Consider the following 23,987-nt stretch of genomic DNA (forward strand, 5'->3'; position numbering starts at 1 on the left):
CGCCCCGCCACCCCGGTCATACCTGTAGGCGCCGCACGGACGCCGTCCCCATCGAAAGGCTTGGAAATGGCAAAGATCGTCGTCATCGGAGGAACGGGCCTCATCGGCTCGAAGGTCGTCGCGAAGCTCGCCGAGCACGGCCACGAGGCCGTCGCGGCATCGCCCAACACCGGCGTCAACTCCCTCACCGGCGAAGGGCTCGCCGAGGCCCTGGCCGGCGCGAGCACGGTCGTCGACGTCTCCAACTCGCCGTCGTTCGCTCCGGCCGACGTGCTCGAGTTCTTCACCACGTCGACCCGCAACCTGCTGGCCGCCGAGGCCGCGGCCGGGGTGACCCACCACGTCGCGCTCACCATCGTGGGGACGAACCGGCCGCAGAGCATCCCCTACTTCGCGGCGAAGGTCGCGCAGGAGAAGCTCATCCGCGAATCCGGCATCCCCTACTCCCTCGTGCACGCCACCCAGTTCTTCGAGTTCGTCGGCAGCATCGCCGACATCTCGACCGAGGGCGACACGGTGAGCCTTCCCGGCGCTCTCATCCAGCCCATCGCCGCGGAGGACGTCGCCACCGCGGTGGCGCGCGCTGCGGCGGGCGAGCCGGCCGGTGACGTCGAGATCGCGGGTCCGGAGGCGTTCGGCATGGATGAGTTCGCGCGCCGCGCGCTCGCATTCCGCGGCGACCCCCGCACGGTCGTGCGTGACGACACCGCGCCCTATTACGGTGCCCGGATCGAGGAGCGCACCCTCATCCCGGTCGAGGGGGCGCACATCTTCGAGACGCGCCTCGAGGAGTGGCTGCCACTGAACCCGCCCCGCAAGTAGCCGAACCCTGCGCGGGGCGTACCGTGTCGACACGGTACGCCCCGCGAGACGGACGGGCCGACCTCAGCGAGCGGTACGACCGAGCTTCGCCGAGGCGACGTCGGTCAGGGTGCGGTTCGCCGTCTCGGGCGCGAAGAGCTGCGAGACGATCGCGCCGATCACGCAGATCACGGCCATGATCCCGATCGCGACCGGCGCGTTCCAGGCCAGCAGCTGCGGGAACAGGAAGGTGCCGACCGCCGAGCCGACGCGCGTCATCGAGGTCGCGAACCCGACGCCCGTCGTGCGGATGCTCGTGGGGAACAGCTCCATCGGATAGACGCCGCACAGCACCGATGCGACGCCGTACGCGAAGAGGTAGACGAAGAAGCACGCGATGATCACCGGACCGGGCAGCGCCCGCTCGAAGATCACGAGCACCAGCGCCGCGGACATCACCCAGAACGGGATGATCAGCAGCTTGCGGCGTCCGACCCGGTCGATGAGCAGGGTGCCGAGCAGCACGCCGACGACCACGACCACGGTGCCGAGCAGCGCGGTGAGGATGGGGTTCTCGATGCGGAGCGACTCGTACACGCCGGCCTGGAAGAAGATGATCGCGAAGTAGGGCAGCACGAGCGCCATCCAGAACGCGCAGACGAACACGGTGCGTCCGAGCTGGCCCGGACGGAACAGGGCGCGGATGCTGGTGTGCTCGGACTGCTCCCGTTCGAAGTCCCCGTGCTCGAGCTTCCAGCCGAGCCGGTTCAGCACCTCGCGGGCTTCCTCCACCCGCCCCTTCGACAGCAGCCAGCGCGGGGACTCCGGGAGACCGTGCCGGGCGATGAGGCAGAGGATGGCCGGGACCGCCGCGGAGACGAGCACCCAGCGCCACGCGTCGGGGTGCGACACGGTGATGAGGAACCCGATCAGGAACGCGATCATGTACCCCACGTTCCAGGCGATCTGCAGGCTGGAACCCAATCGACCGCGCACCGTTCGCGGCGCGAACTCGCTGAGCAGCGGGGTGCCGATCGCGTAGTCGGCTCCGACGGCGAGCCCGAGGATCACCGCGAGCACGAACATCTGCCACGGCTCCTGCACGAAGAACATCAGCACGGCCGCCACCACGAAGCACGCCAGATCCGCGATGAACAGCGGCCGCCGTCCGTACCGGTCGGTCAGCCAGCCGAACAGGAACCCGCCGATGAAGATGCCGATCAGCGTCGCGGAGGAGATGAGTCCGAGCCAGAGGTCATCGACGCCGAGCTCCGTGCGGAACGTCTGCAGCGCGAGCGTGACACCGATCACCGCGAAGATGTAGCCGTCGATGAACATGCCACCTGCGGTCACGATCGTGAGACGCGTGAGGAAGCGCCGTGCCTGCGGATTCATCCGCTCGGCATCGCTTCCGACATTGACCAGCCCTGTGGGCGCCGGCTGAGACATCGTTGTACCGGTTTCCTCTCTCATCATCGAGTTCGTCGTCGTGACACGCCCTCACCATCGGGGTGCATGACATCGCGAACGAACCGATGCTCGCCCGTCCTCTCCTTATGTGCAAATCATGTAGGCGATATGGCAACTCGGTCAGGCGTCCGAGCGGTCCGCGTAGCCCAGCTGCCGGGAGAGCTCCGCCGCCGCCGAGGAGACGTAACGAGCGAGGCTCTCCAGTCGGTCTCCGATGCGCATCTTCGGCGCGCTCACGTTGAGGGCGGCGATGATCCGCCCGTTGTAGTCCCGCACCGGCGCGGACGCACCGACCACGCCGAGTTCGAGCTCTTCGTCCAGCAGCGCATAGCCCGTCTCGCGGATCCGCTCGAGCTCCGACCGCAGCGAGGGCAGGTCCGAGACGATGACCTTGTCGGCGGGCGGCGCCTGCAGCACCGCGAACCCCGCGGAGTGCGAGGGAAGCGGCCCGACGATGACCTGATCCTGGCCGTGCTCCTCGTACCACCGCTCGAGCGCGACCTCGTCCCAGTCGCTCAGCAGTGCCCGCCCCGAAGGAGTGCGCCAGGCCGCGGTCGTGACACCCTCCCAGCCGGTCGTGCGGAACTCGTGCGGACTCAGCTCGCTCGCAATGGTGAGCACGTTGCCGCCCCGGAGCACGCAGAGGTGAGTGGTCTCGCGAGCCTGCTGCGCGGTCCTGCGCAGGATCGGACGCGACTTCCAGACCAGTCGGCTCTCGAGGGTGAGGCCGGCCATCGCATACAGGCGCGACCCGAGGCGGTAGGCGAGCGTGCTCTCGTCGCGCTCCACGAGCCCGGCCTCGGCGAGGGTCGCGAGAGACCGCGAGACGACGGCCTTGTCGCGCCCGGTGAGCTGGGCGACACGGACGACGCCGAGACCACTCGGGGCGGCTTCCGGACTGCCGAGAATCTCGAGGATCTCGATGTCACGGGTGAGGCCGGAGGTGTTCCGACGGGGGACGGTGACTTCGCTGCTCATGCCCTCATCGTAGGTTGCCATATTTGCATCAGCAAGTGGCAAAAAGGCATCGCCGTTCGTAGTGTGTTCTCGCCAGCACCTCGATGGAGAGAAAGGACCCCACATGAGCGATCCGAGAATCGGAGAGAGCTTCGTCGGCGAGGGCGTCAATGCCGCCCACATCAACACGGTCGCGGGAGCACGTTCCGGCCCCGCAGGCACCGCCTGGGCCACCGCCCTCGGCTCCCCCAGCACCGGTCACGTCCCGTTCGTCGCCGTGCTCCAGCCGTCGCTGCCCGTGAAGCCGCTCACCCTCTTCGTCACCAAGTCTGCACCCGACTCGGACGCGCACGGCCTCATGATCTGGGGTCCCGCGCAGGCCGGCGTCGCCGCAGGTGTCGCCGATGCCGTCGCGGAGGGCGTCATCACCGAGGAGCAGGCCGACACCGACGTGATCATCGCGGCCGTGTGGGTGAACCCCGGCGCCGACGACGCCGACGCCGTCTACCGGCACAACCGCGAGGCCACACGCACCGCCCTGCACAATGGGGTCGAGCACCTGCCGGCGCTGGCCGACGTGCTCGCCGCCCGCAACGAACCCCGCAACCCCTTCTACACGGCACCGGCCGACTGATCCGCAGAGAGACGCACCCCTGATGACTGAGAACCTCCCCACCGTCGGCTTCATCGGCCTCGGCAGCATGGGCAGCGGCATGACCCGCAACCTGCAGGCCGCGGGATTCCCGCTGGTGGTGACGGACCTCCGCCCGGAGGCGGCCGCAGAGCTCGTCGCCGGCGGCGCCCGCTGGGTCGACACCGCCGCCGCCGTCGCCGCGAACAGCGATCTCGTGATCACCATGCTGCCGACGCCGCGGCACGTCGCCGATGCGCTGCACGGCGCGGAGGGGATCCTCGCCGGCATCGCCGACGGCGGCACCTGGATCGACATGTCGACGTCCGTCCCGGAGGTCGCGAACGCCGTGCGCGCCGACCACGCCGCCCGCGGTCTGCGCGTGCTGGACGCCCCGGTCAGCGGCATGTCGGTCGGGGCCGCGAACGGCACTCTCCAGATCTTCATCGGCGGCGACGCGGAAGACGTGGAGCGCCTGCTCCCGGTGTTCCACGCGATGGGCGATCCGGACCGCGTCCTGCACGTGGGCGCGCACGGCGCCGGATACGCCGTGAAGCTCATGATCAACCAGCTCTGGTTCACCCACCTCGTCGCGACCGCCGAGGTGCTCTCGGTCGGCGTCAAGGCGGGCGTCGACCTCGAGGTGCTCCGCCGCTCGCTCGTGGCGAGCCCGGCGAACAGCAACTTCCTCGAGCACGATGTGCTGTCGATCCTCGACCACGGCGACTACGACGAGGGGTTCGCCCTGGTGCTCGCTTGCAAGGACCTCGGCCTCTCGGTCGACCTCGCACGCTCCGTCGGCATGCCGTTCGAGCTCTCGGCCCTGGTCGAGCAGCAGTTCCGCCGCGCGAAGGCCATGTTCGGCGACCGCGCCGGTGAGATGACCCCCTTCAAGCTCTACGAAGACCTCGTCGGCGCACCACTGCGCCGCACCCCCGCGGAGGAGATCGCACGATGAGCCAGCCCGCTCCCCTGGATGAGACCTCCCTGGTCGCCGACCTTCCCGTCGACCTCTACATCGACGGCCAGTGGCGCCCGTCCTCCACTGGCAACCGCTTCGACGTGATCGACCCGTCCACCGAGCAGGTGCTCGCGACCGTCGCCGACGCCTCGCCGGACGACGGCGACGCCGCCCTCGCCGCCGCGCACGCGGCACAGAAGGCCTGGGGCCGCACCGCACCGCGGGAACGCGCCGAGATCCTCCGGCGCGCGTTCGACCTGGTCACGGAGCGCGCCGAGGAGTTCGCCCTCACGATGACGCTCGAGATGGGCAAGCCGCTGGCCGAGGCGCGCGGGGAGGTCGCCTACGGTGCCGAGTTCCTGCGCTGGTTCAGTGAGGAGGCCCCGCGCATCTCCGGCCGCTACGCCACGGCGCCAGACGGCCGCAACCGCCTCGTCGTTGTGCAGCGCCCGGTCGGACCGAGTCTCTTCATCACGCCGTGGAACTTCCCGCTGGCGATGGCGACCCGGAAGATCGCCCCGGCGATCGCGGCCGGATGCACCATGGTGCTCAAGCCCGCCGCCCTCACGCCGCTGACCGCGCTCCTGCTCACGCAGGTGCTGGAGGAGGCAGGACTCCCCCGGGGCGTGCTGAACGTCATCCCGACGAGCCGTGCCGGCGCCGTGACCGCCCCGCTCATCGCGGACGAGCGCCTGCGCAAGCTGTCGTTCACGGGGTCGACCGAGGTCGGACGACGACTCATCGCCGATTCCGCCCATCAGGTGCTGCGCGTCTCGATGGAACTCGGCGGCAACGCCCCGTTCATCGTGTTCGAGGACGCGGACATCGATGCCGCGGTAGATGGCGCCGTCGCGGCGAAGATGCGCAACGGCGGTGAGGCGTGCGTCGCGGCCAACCGCTTCCTCGTGCACGACTCCGTCGCTGCGGAGTTCTCCGAGAAGTTCACCGCGCGGATCGCCGCGTTCGTCCCGGCCCGCGGCACTGAGCCGCACTCGACCATGGGCCCGCTGGTCGACGCCGCGACGCGCGACAAGGTCGCCGAGCTCGTGACCGGCGCCGTCGCACAGGGCGCTCGCGTCGCCGTCGGCGGCAACGCGATCCCCGGCGCCGGCTACTTCTACGAGCCGACCGTGCTCGTCGACGTCCCCGAGGGCGCCGACATCCTCGGCGAGGAGATCTTCGGACCGGTGGCCCCGATCACCACGTTCTCCACCGAGGAGGAGGCGATCCGACTCGCGAACGCCACCGAGTTCGGGCTGGTGTGCTTCGCGTACACGCGCGACCTCGACCGCGGTCTGCGCCTGGCAGAGGAGCTGGAGACCGGCATGCTCGGCCTGAACGCCGGCGTGGTCTCCAACCCCGCAGCGCCCTTCGGCGGCGTGAAGCAGTCCGGCCTGGGCCGCGAGGGCGGGTTCGAGGGCATCCACGAGTATCTCGAGACCACCTACGTCGGTATCGCGGATCCCTTCGCTTCACGGGAGGCTTGAGTCATGGAGATCACCGACTTCAGCACGGCGCTGTTCTCGCTCGCCGGCAAACGCGCGATGGTGACCGGCGGCAACGGCGGTCTCGGTCGTGCGTTCTCCGTGGCACTCGCGGCCGCGGGCGCCGATGTCTTCGTCCCCTCGCTCGCCGACGACGACGGCACGACGCGTCGCCTGGTCGAGGAGACCGGACGCCGCTACGTGTTCGCTTCGGTGGATGCGACCGAGGCGGGTGCACCGCAGCGCATGGTCGACCAGTGCATCGACGAGCTCGGTGGCCTCGACATCCTCGTCAACGCCGCGGGCATCAACCTGCTCAGCGAGGACGTGCGCGAGTTCGGCCGTGAGAAGTGGGACCCGATGATCGGGGTGAACCTCACGGCGACGTTCGAGTTCTCCGAGGCCGCCGCGCGGACCTTCATCCCCCAGGGATCGGGGAAGATCGTCAACATCGCCTCCCTGTTCGCGTTCCTCGGCGGCAAGCAGTCCCCCGCCTACGCCGCGAGCAAGGCCGGTGTGATGGGCTTCACGAAGGCGTACGCCGACGAGCTCGGTGCCTACGGCATCCAGGTGAATGCGATCGCTCCCGGGTACTTCGCCACTCCCCTCACCGCGCAGACCAGAGCGGATGAGACGGCGAACTCGCGCATCGTCGACCACGTCCCCGCCGGCCGCTGGGGCGACCCGGCCGACCTGATGGGCGCACTCGTGTTCCTCTCCAGCCCCGCCGCGAACTACGTCAACGGACACACGCTGGTCGTCGACGGCGGCTACCTCGTCCGCTGACGCCCGCGCAGACACCACCCGCAGACCACCCCTTCCACCAGGAGAAGATGATGGCAGATTCCCGTTCCCCGCTCACCGGCGCGCAGATCGTCGAGCAGCTCACCGCGCTGGTCGGCCCGGACCAGATCGACACCGACGAGACCGCGTTGCGCGAGGCGAGCGTCGACCGCTTCAAGAAGTACTCCGCCGTGCACGGCATCTTCGACGGGCCGTTCCCCTCGGCGATCGTCTACCCGACGTCGACCGAGCAGGTCGCGCAGATCCTGCGCTTCGCCAACGAGAACCTCATCGCCGTGGTGCCGCGCACCGGCCGGACGGCGACCGAGGGCGGACTCGAGGTCGTCGTGCCGGACACGATCGTGCTCGACGGCTCGCGGATGGACCGCACGCTCGCGGTGAACACCACCGACATGATGGTGACGGTGCAGGCCGGCGCTCCGCTGCAGCGGGTCGAGGATGAGCTGCGTGCGATCGGCTACACGACGGGCCACTCTCCGCAGTCGAAGCCCCTCGCACAGTACGGCGGCCTCGTCGCCACGCGCTCGATCGGGCAGTTCTCCACCCTCTACGGCGGCATCGAGGACATGGTCGTCGGGCTGGAGGCCGTGCTGGCCGACGGCACCGTCACGCGCATCAAGAACGTGCCGCGCCGGGCGGCCGGCCCCGACATCCGCCACCTCATCATCGGCAACGAGGGCGCGATGAGCTTCATCACCGAGGTCACCGTCAAGATCTGGCCGTACCAGCCCGAGAACCTGCGCTTCTTCGGCTTCCTGACGGAGGAGTTCGGCACCGGTGTCGAGGCCCTGCGTCAGCTGGTCACCCAGGGGTACCGCCCCTCGGTCGCGCGGGTCTACTCGCCGGAGGACGCCCGTCAGCACTTCTCGCACTTCTTCGACGACAAGAACGTCGTCGTGCTCGTGGCGGAGGGCCCGAAGCGCCTCGCCGACGCGACGGCCGAGGCGATCGTGGAGGTGTTCGCCGACAAGGAGCACGTGCGCGTCGACGACGCCCTGATCGAGCAGTGGTTCCAGAACCTCAACTGGGGGCAGGACAAGATCGACCGCGAGAAGGCCGACATGCTCACGAACGCCCACCTCGGCTACACGACTGAGGTGTCGGTCGACTGGTCGCGGGTCGTGGATCTCTACGAGGCCGTCATCCGCCGCGTGCGCGAGGAGTTCCCGCGTGCCGCCGATCTGACCATGCTCGGCGCGCACTCCTCGCACAGCTACCAGACGGGCACGAACCTGTACTTCGTGTACGACTACAACATCACCGTCGAGCCGCGACAGGAGATCACCGAGTACCACGAGCCGCTGAACGCGATCGTGGTCGAGGAGGCGCTGCGCCACGGCGGCTCCATGGTGCATCACCACGGCATCGGCAAGTACCGCACGCCGTGGACGCACGAGGAGCACGGCTCGGCGACGGTGCTGCTGGAGCGCCTGAAGGCCGTCCTCGACCCGAACGGCATCATGAACCCCGGCACCATCTTCGCGCTGGAGGACTGAGGTGGGGTTCGTCGTCGCGATCGACAACGGATCGCAGTCGACCAAGGTCCTCATCGTGGACGAGGGCGGGCGCGTGCATGCGTTCGCCCGGGTCGGGCTGCGTCCCTACGAGACACCGGCTCCGGGGCGCAGCGTGCACCCCGAGGACGACGTGTGGGACTCGATCGCGGCGGCGTGCCGCATCGCGATGTCGCGCTTCACCGGCGACGTCGCGGACATCACGGCGGTGGGCCTGTGCACCATCCGCTTCTGCCGCGCGCTGCTGCGTGCCGACGGCAGCCTGGCCGAGCCCCTGCTGAGCTGGATGGACGAGCGCGTCGGCCGGGCCCACGAGCCGGCCGACGGTGTCGCGCGCGTGACGACCTCGTCCGGATACGTGTCCCATCGCCTGACCGGACGCTTCACCGACGCGGCGGCGAACTACCAGGGCGTGTGGCCGATCGACCTCGAGACCTGGGCGTGGAGCGAGAACCCCGAGGCCTACGAGCGCACGGGCATGACGAGGGACATGCTGTCCGCGCTCGTCGAACCGGGCGGGCTCCTCGGCGAGATCACGCGAGACGCCGCCGCTGAGATGGGACTGCCGGTGGGCCTCCCGGTGTTCGCGACGGCGAACGACAAGGCGGTCGAGGCACTGGGCGCCGGACTCGACTCCCCGGACGACGTCCTGCTCTCCCTCGGCACCTACATCGCCGCGATGACCGTCTCCGACTCCCCCGACAGCGGACGGGACCACTGGAGCAACTTCGGCTCACGCCCCGGCCAGTACCTCGCGGAGTCCACGGGCATCCGCCGCGGCATGTGGACGGTGAGCTGGCTCCGCTCGCTCGTGCAGACCTCGGGCGACGGAGGCGACGACATCTACGCCCTGGACCGCGAACTCGGTGAGGCCGCGTCCGCCGTGCCCCCGGGTTGCGAGGGGATCGCCGCGGTCCTCGACTGGCTCGCACCCGCCGAGGCGCCGCACCGTCGCGGCGGGTTCGTCGGCTTCTCGGGCATGCAGGGGCGCGGGCACCTGCACCGCGCGATCCTCGAGGCCATCGCCTTCACCATGGCCGACCACATCGACGCGATGGCCGAAGAACTCGGCCGCCCGTTCCGCTCGGTCATCGTGACCGGCGGCGGCGCGCAGTCCCCCCTGCTGGTGAGCATCATCTCGGACGTGCTCGGCCTGCCGGTGCGCAGGGCGGGCGTGGACGACGCGGCCGGCATCGGTGCCGCCGTGTGCGCGGCCGTCGGCAGCGGACTGCACCCGGATTGGGACACGGCCGTCCGGGCGATGGTCGGTCGCACCGAGGAGCAGCCCCCGTCGGCCGCAGCCGAGGCTTACGGCCGTCTGCGGCCGTGGCACCGCGGTATCCGCGAGCAGATGGACGCGCTCACCTCGTGGTCCGCCGCGCACCTCCCCGCCTGACCCCGTTCTCCCCCTCCCCTCCTCCGACCCGAAAGGTCTCCGATGTCCCGCGCCTACGCCGGCCCCGGCAAGTACATCCAACGTCGCGGCGAGATCTCCCGCCTGTCCCAGCACCTGGCACCGCTGGGTACGCGTGCGCTCGTGCTCATCGACCCGTTCCTGCTCGAGCGGCTGCGTGACGTCATCTCGACCGACCTCACGGGTGCCGGCATCGACGCACGGATCGAGGCGTTCGGCGGCGAGACGACGGATGCCGAGATCGATCGGGTCACGGCCATCGCCCGTGAGCACGGTGCCGACACCCTGGTGGCCGTGGGCGGAGGCAAGACGGCGGACACCGTGAAGATCGCCGCGCACGCCGTCGGCGCGTGGACCGTCATCGTGCCGACCATCGCGTCGACGGATGCGCCGTGCAGCGCCGTCGCGGTGCGGTACACGCCCGAAGGTGTCTGGAACGGCTCCGACCGTCTGCCGCGCAACCCCGACCTCGTGGTGGTCGACAGCGAGATCGTCGCTGGCGCTCCGGCCCGCTTCCTGGTGTCCGGCATGGGCGACGCGCTGTCCACGTGGTTCGAGGCCCGCTCGAATCTCGAGTCGCGCACGCCGAACTACGTGCAGGGCGGTTTCCCGCCCACCCTCACGGCGATCGCCCTGGTGAAGGCCTGCCATGAGGCGCTCCTGACCGATGGTGTGAAGGCGAAACTCGCCGTCGAGCAGGGGCTGCACACCCTCGCCGTCGAGAACGTGATCGAGGCGAACATGCTCCTCTCGAGCGTGGGCTTCGAGAACCTGGGCTGTTCGGCCGCGCACGCCATCCACGACGGCCTCACCGCCATCCCGGAGGCCCACGGCGTGCTGCACGGCGAGAAGGTCGCGTTCGGCACGCTCTGCCTGCTCCTCCTGGAGAACCGTCCGTTCTCCGAGCTGCTCGAGATGATCGAGTTCTGCGAGGCGGTCGGACTGCCGACGACCCTCGCCGAACTCGGCATCACGACGAACACGCGCGAGATCGCGGAGCGGATCGGCGAGGGAGCGATGGCCGAGGGCGAGTCGGCCGTCGCCTGCCCCGTGGAGGTGTCGGTCCCGATCATCCGCGACGCGATCCTGGCCCTCGACGCGATCACGGCGGCACGTAAGCACGCCTGACCCCACGCAACCGAAGGAGCCCCGCACGATGTCCGTGCGGGGCTCCTTTCGTCACCGGATCTCGACGCGAGGGATCAGCCCACCGTGTACCGCGCGACGGCGTCGTGGTCGATCTCGACGCCGAGGCCCGGGGCATCGGGCACGAGCAGGTCGCCGTGCGCGTCGATCATCAGGGGCCGCAGGAAGAAGTCACGGCGCTCCGGCGTCCATCCCGGCGGGTCGAAGGGGAACTCGATGTAGGGCCGGGCGTCGATGCCCGCCGCGACCTGCAGGTTCGCGAGCAGTCCGAGACCGTTCGACCAGGTGTGCGGCGTGAACATGCGGTGCTTCGCGTCGGCGGCCTCGGCGACCTGCCGGGCGCGGTACATGCCGACCGCGAGCGCGACGTCCGGCTGGTAGATGTCGAAGGCGTCCTGCTCGACGAGCGCGAGCATCTCGGGGAGACTCCGCACCATCTCCCCGCCCGCGACCTGGATGCCGGTCTCGGCGCGCACTCTGCGGGCACCGGCCACATCCACCTGCGGCAACGGCTCCTCGAGCCAGAGCACCCCGAGGTCATGCAGCTCCGCTGCGAGGCTCCGCACCTTCGCGAGCGGCAGCGCGGCCTCGATGTCGCCCGACATCCGCCACATCTGGTTGAGGTCGACCATGAGGTCGAAGTCCTCGCCGACCGCTTCCCTCGCGGCCCGGACGGAGGCGATCCCCTCGCGCAGCCGGTCGCGGGCGATCCGGATCTTCATGGCCCGGAAGCCGAGCTCCTTGGCGGCCACGGCGGCCTCGGCCCGAGCCTCCGGGGCCTTCAGCTCGCCGGAGGAGGCGTAGGCGGGCAGTCGGTCGCGGGCGCCGCCGAAGAATGCGGCCACGGGGAGGCCCGCGACCTTGCCGATGATGTCCCACAGGGCGGCTTCGAGGGGCCAGTACCGGCCGCCGTGGAAGTTGATGGTCTCGATGCGGCGCACCTGACTGAGGATCTGCATCGGGTCCGTGCCGAGGAACAGGTCACGGTAGGCGTCGAAACCGTCCATGGTGTCGCCAGAGCCGTAGCCGGTGATGCCCTCGTCGGTGCGGACGGTGACCAGGGTGGCGGGGAAGTCGGTGCGGGGGTTCGGGTCCCAGGCCGCGTGGAACGGCGGCGTGAGCGGCAGGTTCAGTCGGGTGAGTTCGATCGCGGTGATCTTCATGACGTCGTCTCTCGTCGGTGCGTGCGGGTCGGGATGCAGCACGGCCCCCGTTCCGCGAGGCGGATCGGGGGCCGTGGGGATCAGATGAAGTCGTTCTCCTTCAGCCAATCCGTGGCGACATCCGCCGGATCGTCGCCGTCGACGTCGACCCGGGCGTTGAGCTTCTGCATCTCCTCGACCGTGAGCAGCTCCGACACCGGGGCGAGGACGTCGGCGATCGCCGGGAACTCGTCGAGGGTGTCCTGCTTGAGCGTGAAGGCGCCCTGGTAGGAGGGGAAGAACTGCTTGTCGTCCTCCATCACGACCAGGCCCAGGGCCGGGATGCGGCCGTCGGTCTGGAACACCTCGCCGAAGTTGCAGTCGTCGCCCTTCGCGGTGGCGGTGTAGATGACGCCCGTGTCGAGCATCGCGACGTTCGAGTCGGGCACGTCGATGCCATACTCCGCCTTCAGCCCCGGCCAGCCGTCGTCACGGGTGGAGAACTCGCTCTCGACGCAGAAGGTCGCATCCGCGGGGTCGAGCTTCGCGACGTCGGAGAGGGTCTTCACACCGAGCTTCTTCGCCTCGTCTGCACGGATCGCGAAGGCGTAGGTGTTGTTCAGGGGTGCCGGGTCGAGCCAGGCGATGCCCTTCTCCGCATCGGCCTTCTTCGTGGCCTCGAACTGCTCCTCCGCGCCCTTCACCGGCGCGGTGTTGCCGTTGTAGGTGATCCACGACGTGCCGGTGTACTCCCAGTAGCCGAGGAACTGGTCGGTCTCGAGGGCCTGGCGGACGTTCGCGGACCCGACGAGGTTCGTGTTCGCCTCGGTGGAGGCACCGTGGGCGTTGAGCAGCTGCGAGGTGATGTGGGCGAGGATGAACTGCTCGGAGAAGTCCTTGGCGCCGATGTCGCCGGACAGCCCGGTCAACTCGTCGCCCTTGCTTCCGCTCGCGGCGTCCGTGCCACCGGAGCAGCCGGCCAGGGTGAACGCGGCGGCCGCAGCCAGCGCGACGATGGGGAGGAGCTTGCGCCTCATTGTGTATCTCCTATTCGGGTGGGTGATGCAGGATGCGGTCAGATGCCGCGCGGGGTGAGGATGTCTTCGGCGACGGCGGCGATCCAGTCGATGAGCAGCGCGATGCAGGCGACGAGCACGGCGCCCACCACGAGCACGGGGTAGCGCTGCAGTTTCAGGCCGTTGACGATCATGTCGCCGAGGCCGCCGGCGTTGATGAAGGTCGCGATGGTCGCGACGCCGACGCAGAACACGAGAGCGGTGCGCAGCCCGGCCAGGATCACCGGCACGGCCAGCGGCAGCTCGATCCGCGCCAGGACACCGGCCGGGGTCATGCCCATGCCGCGCGCGGACTCGCGCACGTTCGGGTCGACCTGCTGGATGCCGATCATCGTGTTGCGCAGCACGGGAAGGAACGAGTAGATCACCAGCGCGACCAGTGCCGTCGTGTATCCCGTCTGCCAGATGATGGCCAGCAGGATCACGACACCGACGGCGGGGGTGGCCTGGCCGACGTTGGCGAGTGCCAGGACCACGGTGCGGAACGCCTTCGACGGGACCTTCGCGACGGCGATGCCGAGCGGGATCGCGAGGACGGCGACGAGGGCGGACGCCGCGATCGTGAGGGAGAGGTGCTCCCCGACGCGGAGGCTGATGTAGTCCCAGTTGATGGTGCGCTGCTCGATCGAGTCGAGCTGCAGGGTCGACACGTACAGGTAGAGCAGGGCGAGGACGACGACCACGACGAGCGGCGTGATGAACCGCTTCAGGGTGATGATCCGGCGCTTCGGCGGCACGATCCGCACCGCCGACAGCGCCTGGGTCTCGGTGACGACCGTCATCGCGCACCCGACCGGCTCAGGTGCGCGGGGTCGGCGCCGAGCACGTCCGCGATCCGCTGCAGATCGATCGATCCCACCGCGGTTCCGGTGTTGTCGACCACGTCGATCGACGGGGTGCCCGCCAGCACCAGCGTGTCCAGCGCATCGCGCAGGGTGGCGTCTGAGGCGACGCTCACCACTGAGGATCCGCCCGTCGACGACCCCAGTGCGGCCTCGGCGATCGGGATCAGGGCGAGACGCTTGAGCGCGGCGCCGTGCCCGATGAACGACCGCACATAGTCGTTGGCCGGAGCGGCGAGGATGTTGGCCGGGGTGTCGAACTGCTCGATCCGGCTGCGGTCGCTCAGCACGGCGATGCGGTCACCGAGGCGGATCGCCTCATCGAAGTCGTGCGTGACGAAGATGATGGTCTTGCCGATCGTGTCCTGCAGGCGGAGGAACTCGGCCTGCAGCTTCTCGCGCGTGATCGGGTCGGTCGCGCCGAACGGCTCGTCCATCAGCATCACGGGCGGGTCCGCCGCGAGGGCACGTGCGACACCGACACGCTGCTGCTGCCCGCCCGAGAGCTGCTTGGGGTAGCGACCGGCGAACTGTCCGGGATCGAGCTGGACCGTGAGGAGCAGTTCGTCGACGCGCTCCGCGATCCGCTGCTTCGACCACCCGAGCAGCTTCGGCACGACCGCGATGTTGTCGGCGATCGTCATGTGCGGGAACAGGCCGATCTGCTGGATGACGTAGCCGATGTGGCGACGCAGCTCGTTCGGGTTCAGGCCCATGACGTCCTGACCGCCGACCGTGATCCGGCCGGAGGAGGGCTCGATGATCCGGTTGACCATCTTCATGGTGGTCGTCTTGCCGCAGCCCGAGGGGCCGACGAACATGACGAGTTCGCCGGGTGCGACCTCCATCGAGAAGTCCTCGACGGCCTTGACCGACTGGCCGGGATAGATCTTCGAGACATCTTCGAGGACGATGCCGGCGGCCTCGGAGGCGGGCTTCGCCCCGGTCGCGGTGCGGGTGGTGGAGTCAGACACGGAGCCCCCTCGGGGTGGTGAGACGTGAGATCAGGACGAATGCTCCGTCGACGAGCAGAGCGAGGATGACGACGCCGAGGGTGCCGGTGAGGGCGAAGTTCAGCGCGTTCAGGGACCCGAGCGACGACAGTCCCTGGAAGATGTATCGGCCGAGACCGGGGCCTGCGACGTAGGCCGCGATCGCCGCGATCCCGATCGTGAGCTGCGCGGCGACGCGGACACCGGTGAGGATGATCGGCCAGGCGAGCGGGAGCTGCACGCGGAACAGCGTCATCGTGCTGCTCATCCCCATGCCTCGGGCGGACTCCATGATCGCCGGCGAGACGTCGCGCAGCCCGACAACCGTGTTGCGCACGATCGGCAGCAGCGAATAGAACACCAGCGCGACGACGGTCGGCGTCCAGCCCAGACCGAACAGCGGGGTGATCAGGGCCAGCAGCGCCAACGACGGGATCGTGATGGCCACGCCGGCGGCGGCGATGGTGAAGGCGCGACCGGTCGGGCGGTTCCAGACCGCGATGCCCAGGAGCACGCCGATCGCGATCGCGATCACGGTGCTGAGTGCGACGACCGCGAGGTGCTGGAGCACCAGGTCGAGGATGTCGTCCCAGCGCTTCACCCAGAACTGGAGGAGACCGTCGGGGGTGAGTCCGTTCACACTGCCTCCTCTCATCTTCGAGATGCGCCGGACCATTCCGGCGTCGTCTGTAAGGTAACGAGGCTGTCGTGATTGTCGCAACCGAAGGTGTTGATATGGCAACGCCTGGGCCGTTTCGGGGCGCTCTCGATCCACACGAGGACCGCGATCGCCGATCGCGCGGCGCGATGTCCCGCTAGATGCGGAGGGCCGACTGCCACACGGCCTGGTGGGAGTCGGCGTAGTCGACCGCCGCCTCCCAGTGCGCCCCGTGCCCGTCGCCGAACATGCTCGCCCAGGGTTCGCGGTGCTCCGCGTGGGCCGAACGGAGCATCTCGAGCATCGCCGTCGCCCTTCGCGTCATGGCATCAGGCAGTGCAGCGCGGAGCTCTTCATCAGCACCGTAACCATCGACGAATGCTCGGAGGTCGCCTGCCGCCTGCTCAGGGGGCGTCTGCAGTCGAGAGAGGGCGAAGGCCTGCGCCGCGTAGGCGAGATCCCACAGGCGGGTGCTCGGAGCGGCCGCGTCCCAGTCGATGAAGAGCCATCGCTCCCCGATGATGAGGTTCCACGGGGCCAGGTCGTTGTGACACACCAGGTCGGCGCCGGGCGCGGGAATCACGGAGTCCCATGTCGCATCCGCGGGCGGCAGGAAGTCGGCGCTCGCATCATGGATCGCCCGCACCATCGCTCCCACGCGGTGCAGTTCGACAGGCGACAACGGCTCCGCGTCGATCGCGAGCCGGCCGGGGACGAACTCGATGATCTGACGTCCGCGTTCGTCCTGCCCCCTCGGCGCCGGGGCATCGACCCCGCGGCTCCGCACGAACTCCAGGAATCCGACGACGCTCGGGGTGCTCTCCGTCCACGCCTTGCGCACCGTCCCACCGATCTTCACGACCGATTCGCTCGCGTTGCCCCCGGACAGCGCCTCCTCGTGATCCATCCCCCCATTCAACCCCGCCGAGGCGCGCACACCCGCTCGGAAGCGGACGGCTTCCGGGCGGGTGCGGGGTCACCAGTCGTGGACGGTGCCGTCGTGGAGGCGGTTGTAGGGGAGGTAGGCCTGCTCGTACGGGTACTTGCCCGCTTCGTCGAGGTCGAGGTCGACGCCGAGTCCGGGTTTGTTCCCGGGGTGCAGCATCCCGTCGGTCCAGGTGAACGACTGCTGGAACACCTGGTCGGTGCGGGAGCCGTGCTGCATGTACTCCTGGATGCCGAAGTTGTGGATCGACAGACCCAGGTGCATCGCGGCGGCCATCCCGACCGGGGAGATGTCGGTGGGGCCGTGCATCCCGGATTTGATCTGGTACATGGCCGCGTAGTCGAGAGTCTTCTTCAACGCGCTGATCCCACCCATGTGGGTGACCGCGCCGCGGACGTAGTCGATGAGCTGGTCGCGGATGATGTCCTTGAAGTCCCAGACCGTGTTGAAGATCTCCCCGATCGCGAGCGGCGTCGTGGTGTGCTGGCGCACCAGACGCAGAGCTTCCTGGTTCTCCGCCGGGGTGCAGTCCTCCAACCAGAACAGGTCGAACGGTTCGAGGTCCTTGCCCAGCCGTGCGGCCTGGATCGGTGTCATCCGGTGATGCCCGTCATGCAGCAACGGCAGGTCCGCCCCGAACTCGTTGCGCACCGCCTCGAACACCCCGGGCAGATGGTTCAGGTACGCCCGGGTGTCCCAGTCCTCCTCCACCGGACGCGCACCGCGGCGGGCGGGCTCGTGGTCGTACCGCGCCTCCCCACCCCCGGCGTCCGCGGCCTGCGACGCGATCCCGTAGATCGCCTTCAGGGTCGGCACCCCGGTCTGCACCCGGATCGCCCGGTATCCCTGCGCCTGGTGCGCACGGATCGAGTCGAACAGTTCGGGCAGCTCCTTCCCAGACGCGTGCCCGTAGGCGAGGAGTCCGTTCCGGCTCGCACCGCCCAGCAGTTGGTACACGGGGAGCCCGGCGACTTTCCCCTTGATGTCCCACAGGGCCATGTCGACCGCGGCGATCGCGGCCATCGTCACCGGACCCCGCCGCCAATAGGCGCTGCGGTAGAGGAACTGCCAGGTGTCCTCGATCCGCGACTCATCCGCCCCGATCAACAGCGGCACCACATGCTCGGTCAGATACGCGACCACCGCGAGCTCCCGCCCGTTCAACGTCGCATCCCCCAACCCCGTCACCCCATCCGCGGTCGTGATCTTCAACGTCACGAAATTCCGATCCGGACTGGTGACGATCACCTCAGCCTTATCGATACTCATGCGAGGGTCCCTTCGGGTGTGAGGTGGTCGATGACGGTACGTGTGCGGTCCGTCGCGGGCACGGCGGAGAGGGCCCGGGCGACGGCTGCCGTCCCGGAATCGGTCGGGTCGAGTTCGAGGAGCGAGCGGATCCAGGTCTCCACAGCGTGCCGCTGCGCCTCGTCCACGGCGTCGTCGGCGTCTTGCCGCCGGCGGAGGGGTGCCACGAGCCGCAGAGCGACCTTGATCGGGCTGTCGCGTCGGATCTGATCGAGTCGGTGGGCGATGCGCGGGTTGGCGAAGCGGATCCGCAGCGCGTCCAGCCAGTCGTCGAGCTCGGCGGAGGGCAGGTCGACCGCCGTCCGCTGCGCGGCCCAGAGCGCTTCGGTGTCGGCGCGCAGCACGGCATCGTCGAAGGCCTCGGCGATCGTCTCGTATCCGCGCAGTCGGCCGGCCGCGGCGAGGAAGCTGTGCCCGGCGTTGAGCAGGTAGAGCTTGCGGGCCTCATAGGGCCCGACGTCGGCCACGAATCGCGCCCCGGCCTGTGCCCAGTCCGGTGCTCCGCCGGGGAAGTCGCCGGCGAGCACCCATTCGCTGAAGGGCTCCGTGACCACCGCGGCGGGGTCGTCGTACCCGGTGATGTCCCGCACGACGGCGATGTCCTCCGCGGTGACGGCGGGGGTGATCCGGTCCACCACGGTGTCGACGAACGACGCGATGTCCGAGACGCTCGTCGCTTCGGCACCGGCGGCGGCCAGCACGACGTCGCGCAGCATCCGACCGTTGCGGGGCAGGTTGTCGCAGCTCACGACGGCGATCGCGCCGGCCTCGGCGGCGGCACGGCGGGCGAGCGCCGTGGCGATGCGACCGGGCACGGAGGAGGTCGCGGAGTACGCCGTCTCCGTCACCGTGACCGTGAGCACCCGGACCTCCGGATCGGCGATCGTGTCGAGCCACGACCGTTCGTCGGCACCGGGAACCGCGCGCACGATCGACTGCACCGTCTCCACCCGGTCACCCTCCGCCGACCTCTCGAGCAGCGTGTACACGCCGTCGCTGCCCGACAGGACCTCGGCGGCGGCCGGGGTGCGACCGGTGAAGGCGGCGATGCCCCAGCCCTCCTCCGCGCGCGTCCGATCGTTGGCCTGCTGGGTGTACCAGGCCTGGTGCGCACGGTGGAAGGCACCGAGGCCCAGGTGGGCAGCGCGGACCGGAGGATGCTGCGTGCGCGCGGGCCCCGTCACGACCCGATGCCCGCGGCGTCGGCCGACGCACGGAGGAACGCGAGATCGTCGATCAGCCTCTCCTCCAGCGGAGCCTCGGTCGAGAAGTCCTCCAGCGTCACCCAGCCGTCGTACCCGACCTCGGCGAGCGCGCGGAAGTAGTCGGGAACGCTGGCGATGCCCGCGCGGAGCGTCGCCCACGCCGACTCCCAGCGCACGTCGCCGTCGACGCCGATCTCACCGGTCCGCTGCCACGTGGCGTTCTTCACGTGCACGTGAGCGAGGTACTCCCCGAGGAGCTGGAGCCCGGCATGCGTGTCCTCCTGGCCCTCGATCACGAGGTTGCCCAGATCGTGGATCACTCCGATGGTGCCCGGATCGAGGCCGTCGACCAGTCGACGCGCGGCCGAGGCCGATGACGTGATCGTCTGGTGGTGCAGCTCGATGAGCACCTTCACGCCGAGCCGCCCCGCCTCCGCGGCCGCCCATTCCAGGTCGGTCCTGGTCCGATCGAACACCGCCTGGTAGCCCTCCTGGAGGAGGTCGGTGGACGGGATGCGCATCCGGACCTGCCGGGCGCCGAGCTCGGCCGTCGCGCGGAGCATCCGGAGCGCGTCGTCACGGTCGGAGGCGGGCGCGTAGCCGCCGATGCCGCTGAACTCCAGACCCGCCTCGCGAGTGACCCTGGCGATCTCCGGTACCACCTGCTCGAGACCCGTGAGCGGCCAGGTCGCCCGGTTGCCGGCCCAGAATCCCGGCGGTTCCGCCTCCTCCTGGTCGGTGATGCGCCACTCGACGCCGTCGTAGCCGATCGCGGCGATGCGTCGAGCCGCCTCTGCGGGCTCCCAGTCCGGCACTGACGCCGTGAACACCGAGAATTTCATGCGATGCCTCCCGTTCGCACTTCACTGTCATCGACGGTGCCGTCGATGAGATCGGCGATGCGCACCGGGGAACCGGTGGTCGCCGAGACATAGATGCCGCGCACCGTGGCGAGGGCCATCAGCGCCTCGGGCACCCCGACCCGTGAGGGGCGTCCGCTGCGGATGCTGTCGACGATGTCGGCGTACTGACGGGCGTGGCCGTCGGCGAAGGCCTGCGGGTCCCGCTCATCGCCGAGCCGATGGCCCGCGGGGACCCAGTCGGCTGTGCGGTCGATCGTCTCCCCGTCCACCCACAGGTGGGCGAGCTGGTCGTTCTCGACGATGCCGGTGCCCTGTGCACCGTGCACCGCGACGCGCACCGGCTGATCCGGGAACGCCGCGGTCGTGGCGTGCAGCACGGCGAGCGCGCCCGACCCGAAGCGCAGCGTGACGACGGCCACGTCCTCCACCTCGACCCGTTCGTGGGCGAGCAGCGCCGTGTGGGCGAAGACCTCGACCGGGGTGCCGAGGAACCACAGCAGCAGATCGACGGTGTGCACCCCCTGGTTCATGACCGCGCCGCCGCCGTCGAGCTCCCAGGTGCCGCGCCACGCTCCGGAGTCGTAGTACTCCTGCGAGCGCCACCAGGGCACGGTGGCGACCGCGCTGGTGATCCGCCCCAGCCGTCCGGTGTGCGCGGCCTCGGCCACCGCCACCGCTCCGGGGTCGTAGCGGTGCTGGCTGATCACCGAGATCCGGATGCCGCGCGCCTCGGCGTCGCGGGCGATCTCCGCCAGGCGGCGCCCGCGCGCCATCGAGACGTCGAGCGGCTTCTCGAGCACGACGTGCATCCCGCGCGCGACGGCCCGTTCGGCGAGCTCGACGTGGGATCCGCTCGGCGTGCAGATCACGACCACCGACACCCCGTCCGGGATCGCCTCGATCTCGGCGTGCGTCGTGGGCCGCTCTCCTCCGAGCTCGTCGACGATGAGCGCGGCCAGGCGCTCGGTCGCGGCCGGCACCTCGTCCACGAGGGCGGTGATCCGCATTCCGGGGATGAGCGCGATGGCTCTGGCGTGGTTGACGCCGATGATGCCGCATCCGACGATGGCGACGTCGAGGGTTCCTTCGGTCATGAGAGGGTGACTCCGATCTCGTCGGTGAGGGTGCGCAGGGCTCGCCCGGCCCGGCCGAAGGCCTCGGGACCGGAGAATCCGCCGAGCGTGTGGACATCGGCGAGGTGGGGCTCGAGCGAGGCGAATCCCGCGTAGCCGTCATCGCGAAGGGCGGTGAGGGTCTCGCGCAGCTCGCCGTCGCCGTCGCCCACCGGCACCACCTCACCCGTCACGGCGAGCGCGTCCTTCAGCTGCAGGTACTCCAGATGCGGGCGCAGCAGCGCATATCCGTCGGTGAACGGCCGGACGCCGACCTGCACGAAGTTCGCGTTGTCCCACGCCACCCGGAGCCGCTCGGAGCCGACCGATTCGATCACGTCGAGCACGCGGGAGGGGACGTCGCCGTAGATGTCCTTCTCGTTCTCATGGACGAGCGTGACGCCGGCCGCCTCGGCCGTGCGGGCGAGCGCCGCCATGCGGACCAGCACGTCGTCGCGGATGTCCTCCGCGGCCAGGTGCTCGGCGCGGAAGAAGGAGAAGATGCGGATGTACGGGGTCCCGAGGACCTCGGCCGCGTGGATCGCCCGCTGCAGGCGACCGACCTCGTGCTCGACTGGCAGGGACACGTCGACCTTGCCCACCGGAGACGCGATCGCCGAGACGGCCATGCCGCGCTCGTGCAGCACCGCGGCGAGCGCGTCGAGCCGGGTGTCGTCGAGGTCGACGATGTTCACCCCCCACGCGCTCCGCACCTCGATGTGCCGCGCACCGAGCGCCTGCAACACGGCGACCTGCACGACCGGATCGGCGTCGATCTCGTCACCGAAACCTGAGAGCTGCCACGGGGTCATTTCACTCCTCCTGCGGTCAGACCGCCTACGAGATACCGCTGGAACACGAGATACAGCACGACGACGGGGATGGCGCAGATGAGCGAGGCCGCCATCATCTGGCCGTACAAGGGCACCGCGCCCGTCTCCTGCGTGGCGCCGAAGATCTGCAGGGCCACCGCCGCGGTGCGACTGTCGCGGTTGGTCATCACCGACGCGAACAGGACGTCGTTCCACCCCTGCAGGAACGCGAAGATCGCGGAGACCACGATCCCGGGCCAGCTCAGGGGCAGCACGATGCGGGTGAGGACACGGATGTTGGAGGCGCCGTCCATGCGGGCGGCCTCTTCCAGCTCGCGCGGGAGGCCGCGGATGTAGGTCACCATCACCCAGGTCGAGAACGGCAGCGCGAAGGTGAGGTACGTGATGAAGACCGACCAGTGCGTGCCGATGGTGGGGATGCGCAGCACGGAGGACAGCGTCGAGAACATCACGAACACCGGCAGCAGCATCAGCGTCCCCGGAACCGACTGCAGCCCGAGCAGTCCCCGGAGGATCGTGACGCGTCCGATGAAGGTGAACCGCACGAGCACCCAGGCCATGGACACCGCCACGGCCGCGCAGACGACGGCGACCGCTCCGCAGATCAGGAGGCTGTTGGCCAGACCCCCGGCCAGGTCGACGCTGCGCCAGACCTTGACGTAGTTGTCGAGGCGCAGCTCGGTCGGCCAGTACGCGCCGCCGGCGACCGCGACGTCCGCGTTGATCGAGGCGAACAGCATGTACGAGACGGGTCCGAAGACGAGCAGGCACAGGACGACGTTCGCGGCGACGAGCAGCGGTCGCGGCAGCAGCCGATCCACCTGGCTGTGTCCGCCAGGGCGGCTCCGGCGCGGGTTGACCTGCGCGATCGTTGTGGTGACGCTCATCGCTTCGCATCCTCTCCGGTGTCGAGGCGCACGGCGCGCAGGTAGATGAACAGCGGGATCGCCACGATCGCCAGCGAGGCGACCGCCATCGCGGCGGACAACCCGAACCGGAAGCTCTGGAACGCGGTGACGTAGGTGAGGACGGGCAGCACCTCGATGTCGACGGGCGCCGGGATGCCGAAGAGGACGAACGGCATGGTGAAGGCGTTGATGCTGTGCAGGAAGGTGAGGATGAACGCCAGCAGGATCGATCCGCGCAGGTACGGGAGGACCACCTTGCGCAACTTGATCCCCCAGCCGGCTCCGTCGAGCGCCGCCGCCTCGTGCACCTCCGCGTCGACCGCCTGGAGCCCGGCCAGCGTCAGCAGGTACACGAAGGGCCAGCTCACCCAGAGCTGCGTGACGATGAGCGTCCAGTAGCTCTGCGGACCGTTCAGCCACAGCCCGGGATCGACCCCGAACACCCCGAAGGCCTCATCGACCACGCCCTCGGGCTGGAACATCGCCCGGAAGACGGTGGCCACGACGAACGCGGGAAGGATGTACGGGATCAGGTAGACCGAGCGCACCAGCCCGCGTCCGCGGAACGCGTTCTGCGTGGCCAGCGCCGCGAGCACGCCGATCGGGATCGCGGCCACCGACACGATCAGCGCGTAGCTGACGCTCAGCCAGATGCCGCGCAGCAGCGGCGAGGTGGTGAACGCCTCGACGAAGTTGCCGAACGCGATGAACGGGGCCTGCAGCCACTGGCGGATCGTGTACTGGTCCAGATCGAGGAGCGAGATCCAGAACGCCAGCAGCAGCGGCACCAGGATCAGCAGCGCCATCAGCACGCCACCGGGGAGCAGCATCCACAGCGGTCGGGGCCGCTCGCTCGGCGGGGTGTCGTCGGCGCGTCTGCGCCTCGTCGGTGTGGCGATCGCCATGTGCGGTCCTCGCCC

23 protein-coding genes are annotated in these 23,987 nt (G+C 69.5%); 8 read left to right on the top strand and 15 right to left on the bottom strand.

All coding sequences use genetic code 11. The features are described from left to right. The first annotated feature begins 66 nt into the window (after positions 1–66). Positions 67–822, top strand: a complete 756-nt coding sequence (locus MME74_RS17840) for an SDR family oxidoreductase (RefSeq protein ID WP_267416463.1) — start codon at positions 67–69, stop codon at positions 820–822. A 63-nt stretch (positions 823–885) separates the two neighbouring features. Here MME74_RS17840 and MME74_RS17845 read toward each other — a convergent pair whose 3' ends face one another. After that, complete coding sequence (locus tag MME74_RS17845) at positions 886–2,250, bottom strand: MFS transporter (protein WP_267416464.1); 1,365 nt, start codon at positions 2,248–2,250, stop codon at positions 886–888. A 141-nt stretch (positions 2,251–2,391) separates the two neighbouring features. Beyond that, entirely contained in the window at positions 2,392–3,249 is an 858-nt protein-coding gene (locus MME74_RS17850; RefSeq protein WP_267416465.1) for an IclR family transcriptional regulator, read from the bottom strand. Positions 3,250–3,352: 103 nt separating this feature from the next. On the opposite strand from MME74_RS17850, the gene fae reads away from it, so the two are divergent. The 7 genes from fae to MME74_RS17885 are packed head-to-tail and all read left to right on the top strand — an operon-like array spanning position 3,353 to position 11,164. Continuing rightward, entirely contained in the window at positions 3,353–3,862 is a 510-nt protein-coding gene (gene fae, locus MME74_RS17855; protein ID WP_267416466.1) for a formaldehyde-activating enzyme, read from the top strand. A 22-nt stretch (positions 3,863–3,884) separates the two neighbouring features. Further along, positions 3,885–4,817, top strand: a complete 933-nt coding sequence (locus tag MME74_RS17860) for an NAD(P)-dependent oxidoreductase (RefSeq protein ID WP_267416467.1) — start codon at positions 3,885–3,887, stop codon at positions 4,815–4,817. Then, complete coding sequence (locus tag MME74_RS17865; protein WP_267416468.1) at positions 4,814–6,307, top strand: NAD-dependent succinate-semialdehyde dehydrogenase; 1,494 nt, start codon at positions 4,814–4,816, stop codon at positions 6,305–6,307. The genes MME74_RS17860 and MME74_RS17865 overlap by 4 nt, the downstream gene beginning before the upstream one ends. Before the next feature lie 3 nt (positions 6,308–6,310). After that, a complete protein-coding gene (locus tag MME74_RS17870) occupies positions 6,311–7,090 on the top strand; it encodes an SDR family oxidoreductase (RefSeq protein ID WP_267416469.1) in 780 nt (259 codons plus the stop codon). Between the two features lie 50 nt (positions 7,091–7,140). Beyond that, entirely contained in the window at positions 7,141–8,604 is a 1,464-nt protein-coding gene (locus MME74_RS17875; protein ID WP_267416470.1) for an FAD-binding oxidoreductase, read from the top strand. Position 8,605: 1 nt separating this feature from the next. Then, the gene (locus MME74_RS17880) at positions 8,606–10,018 is read left to right on the top strand and encodes an FGGY-family carbohydrate kinase (RefSeq protein WP_267416471.1); all 1,413 of its coding nucleotides are present in this window, start codon (positions 8,606–8,608) and stop codon (positions 10,016–10,018) included. 42 nt (positions 10,019–10,060) lie between these two features. Continuing rightward, positions 10,061–11,164, top strand: a complete 1,104-nt coding sequence (locus MME74_RS17885; RefSeq protein WP_267416472.1) for a glycerol dehydrogenase — start codon at positions 10,061–10,063, stop codon at positions 11,162–11,164. A 74-nt stretch (positions 11,165–11,238) separates the two neighbouring features. Here MME74_RS17885 and MME74_RS17890 read toward each other — a convergent pair whose 3' ends face one another. From MME74_RS17890 to MME74_RS17950, 13 genes are all read right to left on the bottom strand, one after another. Then, on the bottom strand, positions 11,239–12,345 hold the full coding sequence (locus MME74_RS17890; protein WP_267416473.1) for a mandelate racemase/muconate lactonizing enzyme family protein: 1,107 nt from the start codon (positions 12,343–12,345) through the stop codon (positions 11,239–11,241). A gap of 80 nt (positions 12,346–12,425) precedes the next feature. Further along, positions 12,426–13,361 carry a glycine betaine ABC transporter substrate-binding protein gene (locus tag MME74_RS17895; protein WP_267416475.1) on the bottom strand — a complete coding sequence of 312 codons (936 nt, stop codon included), beginning with the start codon at positions 13,359–13,361 and terminating at the stop codon, positions 12,426–12,428. A gap of 38 nt (positions 13,362–13,399) precedes the next feature. Then, positions 13,400–14,182: an ABC transporter permease gene (locus MME74_RS17900; protein WP_267416476.1), complete on the bottom strand. Its 783-nt coding sequence runs from the start codon at positions 14,180–14,182 to the stop codon at positions 13,400–13,402. Continuing rightward, positions 14,179–15,216: a betaine/proline/choline family ABC transporter ATP-binding protein gene (locus MME74_RS17905; protein WP_324170123.1), complete on the bottom strand. Its 1,038-nt coding sequence runs from the start codon at positions 15,214–15,216 to the stop codon at positions 14,179–14,181. Before MME74_RS17905 ends, MME74_RS17900 begins: the two co-directional genes overlap by 4 nt. Continuing rightward, positions 15,209–15,835, bottom strand: coding sequence for an ABC transporter permease (locus tag MME74_RS17910; protein ID WP_324170141.1), 627 nt, complete (start codon positions 15,833–15,835; stop codon positions 15,209–15,211). The genes MME74_RS17905 and MME74_RS17910 overlap by 8 nt, the downstream gene beginning before the upstream one ends. Before the next feature lie 214 nt (positions 15,836–16,049). Continuing rightward, positions 16,050–16,799 (bottom strand): phosphotransferase, encoded by a 750-nt coding sequence (locus MME74_RS17915; protein WP_267416479.1) that lies wholly within the window; start codon positions 16,797–16,799, stop codon positions 16,050–16,052. Positions 16,800–16,868: 69 nt separating this feature from the next. Next, positions 16,869–18,107 carry a D-mannonate dehydratase ManD gene (manD, locus tag MME74_RS17920; protein WP_267416480.1) on the bottom strand — a complete coding sequence of 413 codons (1,239 nt, stop codon included), beginning with the start codon at positions 18,105–18,107 and terminating at the stop codon, positions 16,869–16,871. Continuing rightward, positions 18,104–19,330 carry a mannitol dehydrogenase family protein gene (locus tag MME74_RS17925; protein ID WP_267416481.1) on the bottom strand — a complete coding sequence of 409 codons (1,227 nt, stop codon included), beginning with the start codon at positions 19,328–19,330 and terminating at the stop codon, positions 18,104–18,106. Before MME74_RS17925 ends, manD begins: the two co-directional genes overlap by 4 nt. Beyond that, positions 19,327–20,193: a sugar phosphate isomerase/epimerase family protein gene (locus tag MME74_RS17930; RefSeq protein WP_267416482.1), complete on the bottom strand. Its 867-nt coding sequence runs from the start codon at positions 20,191–20,193 to the stop codon at positions 19,327–19,329. The genes MME74_RS17925 and MME74_RS17930 overlap by 4 nt, the downstream gene beginning before the upstream one ends. After that, entirely contained in the window at positions 20,190–21,308 is a 1,119-nt protein-coding gene (locus MME74_RS17935) for a Gfo/Idh/MocA family protein (protein ID WP_267416483.1), read from the bottom strand. Before MME74_RS17935 ends, MME74_RS17930 begins: the two co-directional genes overlap by 4 nt. Further along, entirely contained in the window at positions 21,305–22,138 is an 834-nt protein-coding gene (locus MME74_RS17940) for a sugar phosphate isomerase/epimerase family protein (RefSeq protein ID WP_267416484.1), read from the bottom strand. The genes MME74_RS17935 and MME74_RS17940 overlap by 4 nt, the downstream gene beginning before the upstream one ends. Further along, a complete protein-coding gene (locus MME74_RS17945; protein ID WP_267416485.1) occupies positions 22,135–23,046 on the bottom strand; it encodes a carbohydrate ABC transporter permease in 912 nt (303 codons plus the stop codon). Before MME74_RS17945 ends, MME74_RS17940 begins: the two co-directional genes overlap by 4 nt. Continuing rightward, entirely contained in the window at positions 23,043–23,972 is a 930-nt protein-coding gene (locus tag MME74_RS17950; RefSeq protein ID WP_267416486.1) for a carbohydrate ABC transporter permease, read from the bottom strand. The genes MME74_RS17945 and MME74_RS17950 overlap by 4 nt, the downstream gene beginning before the upstream one ends. Positions 23,973–23,987 lie beyond the last annotated feature (15 nt).

The organism is Microbacterium oxydans (assembly GCF_026559675.1).
GTDB lineage: Bacteria > Actinomycetota > Actinomycetes > Actinomycetales > Microbacteriaceae > Microbacterium > Microbacterium oxydans_D.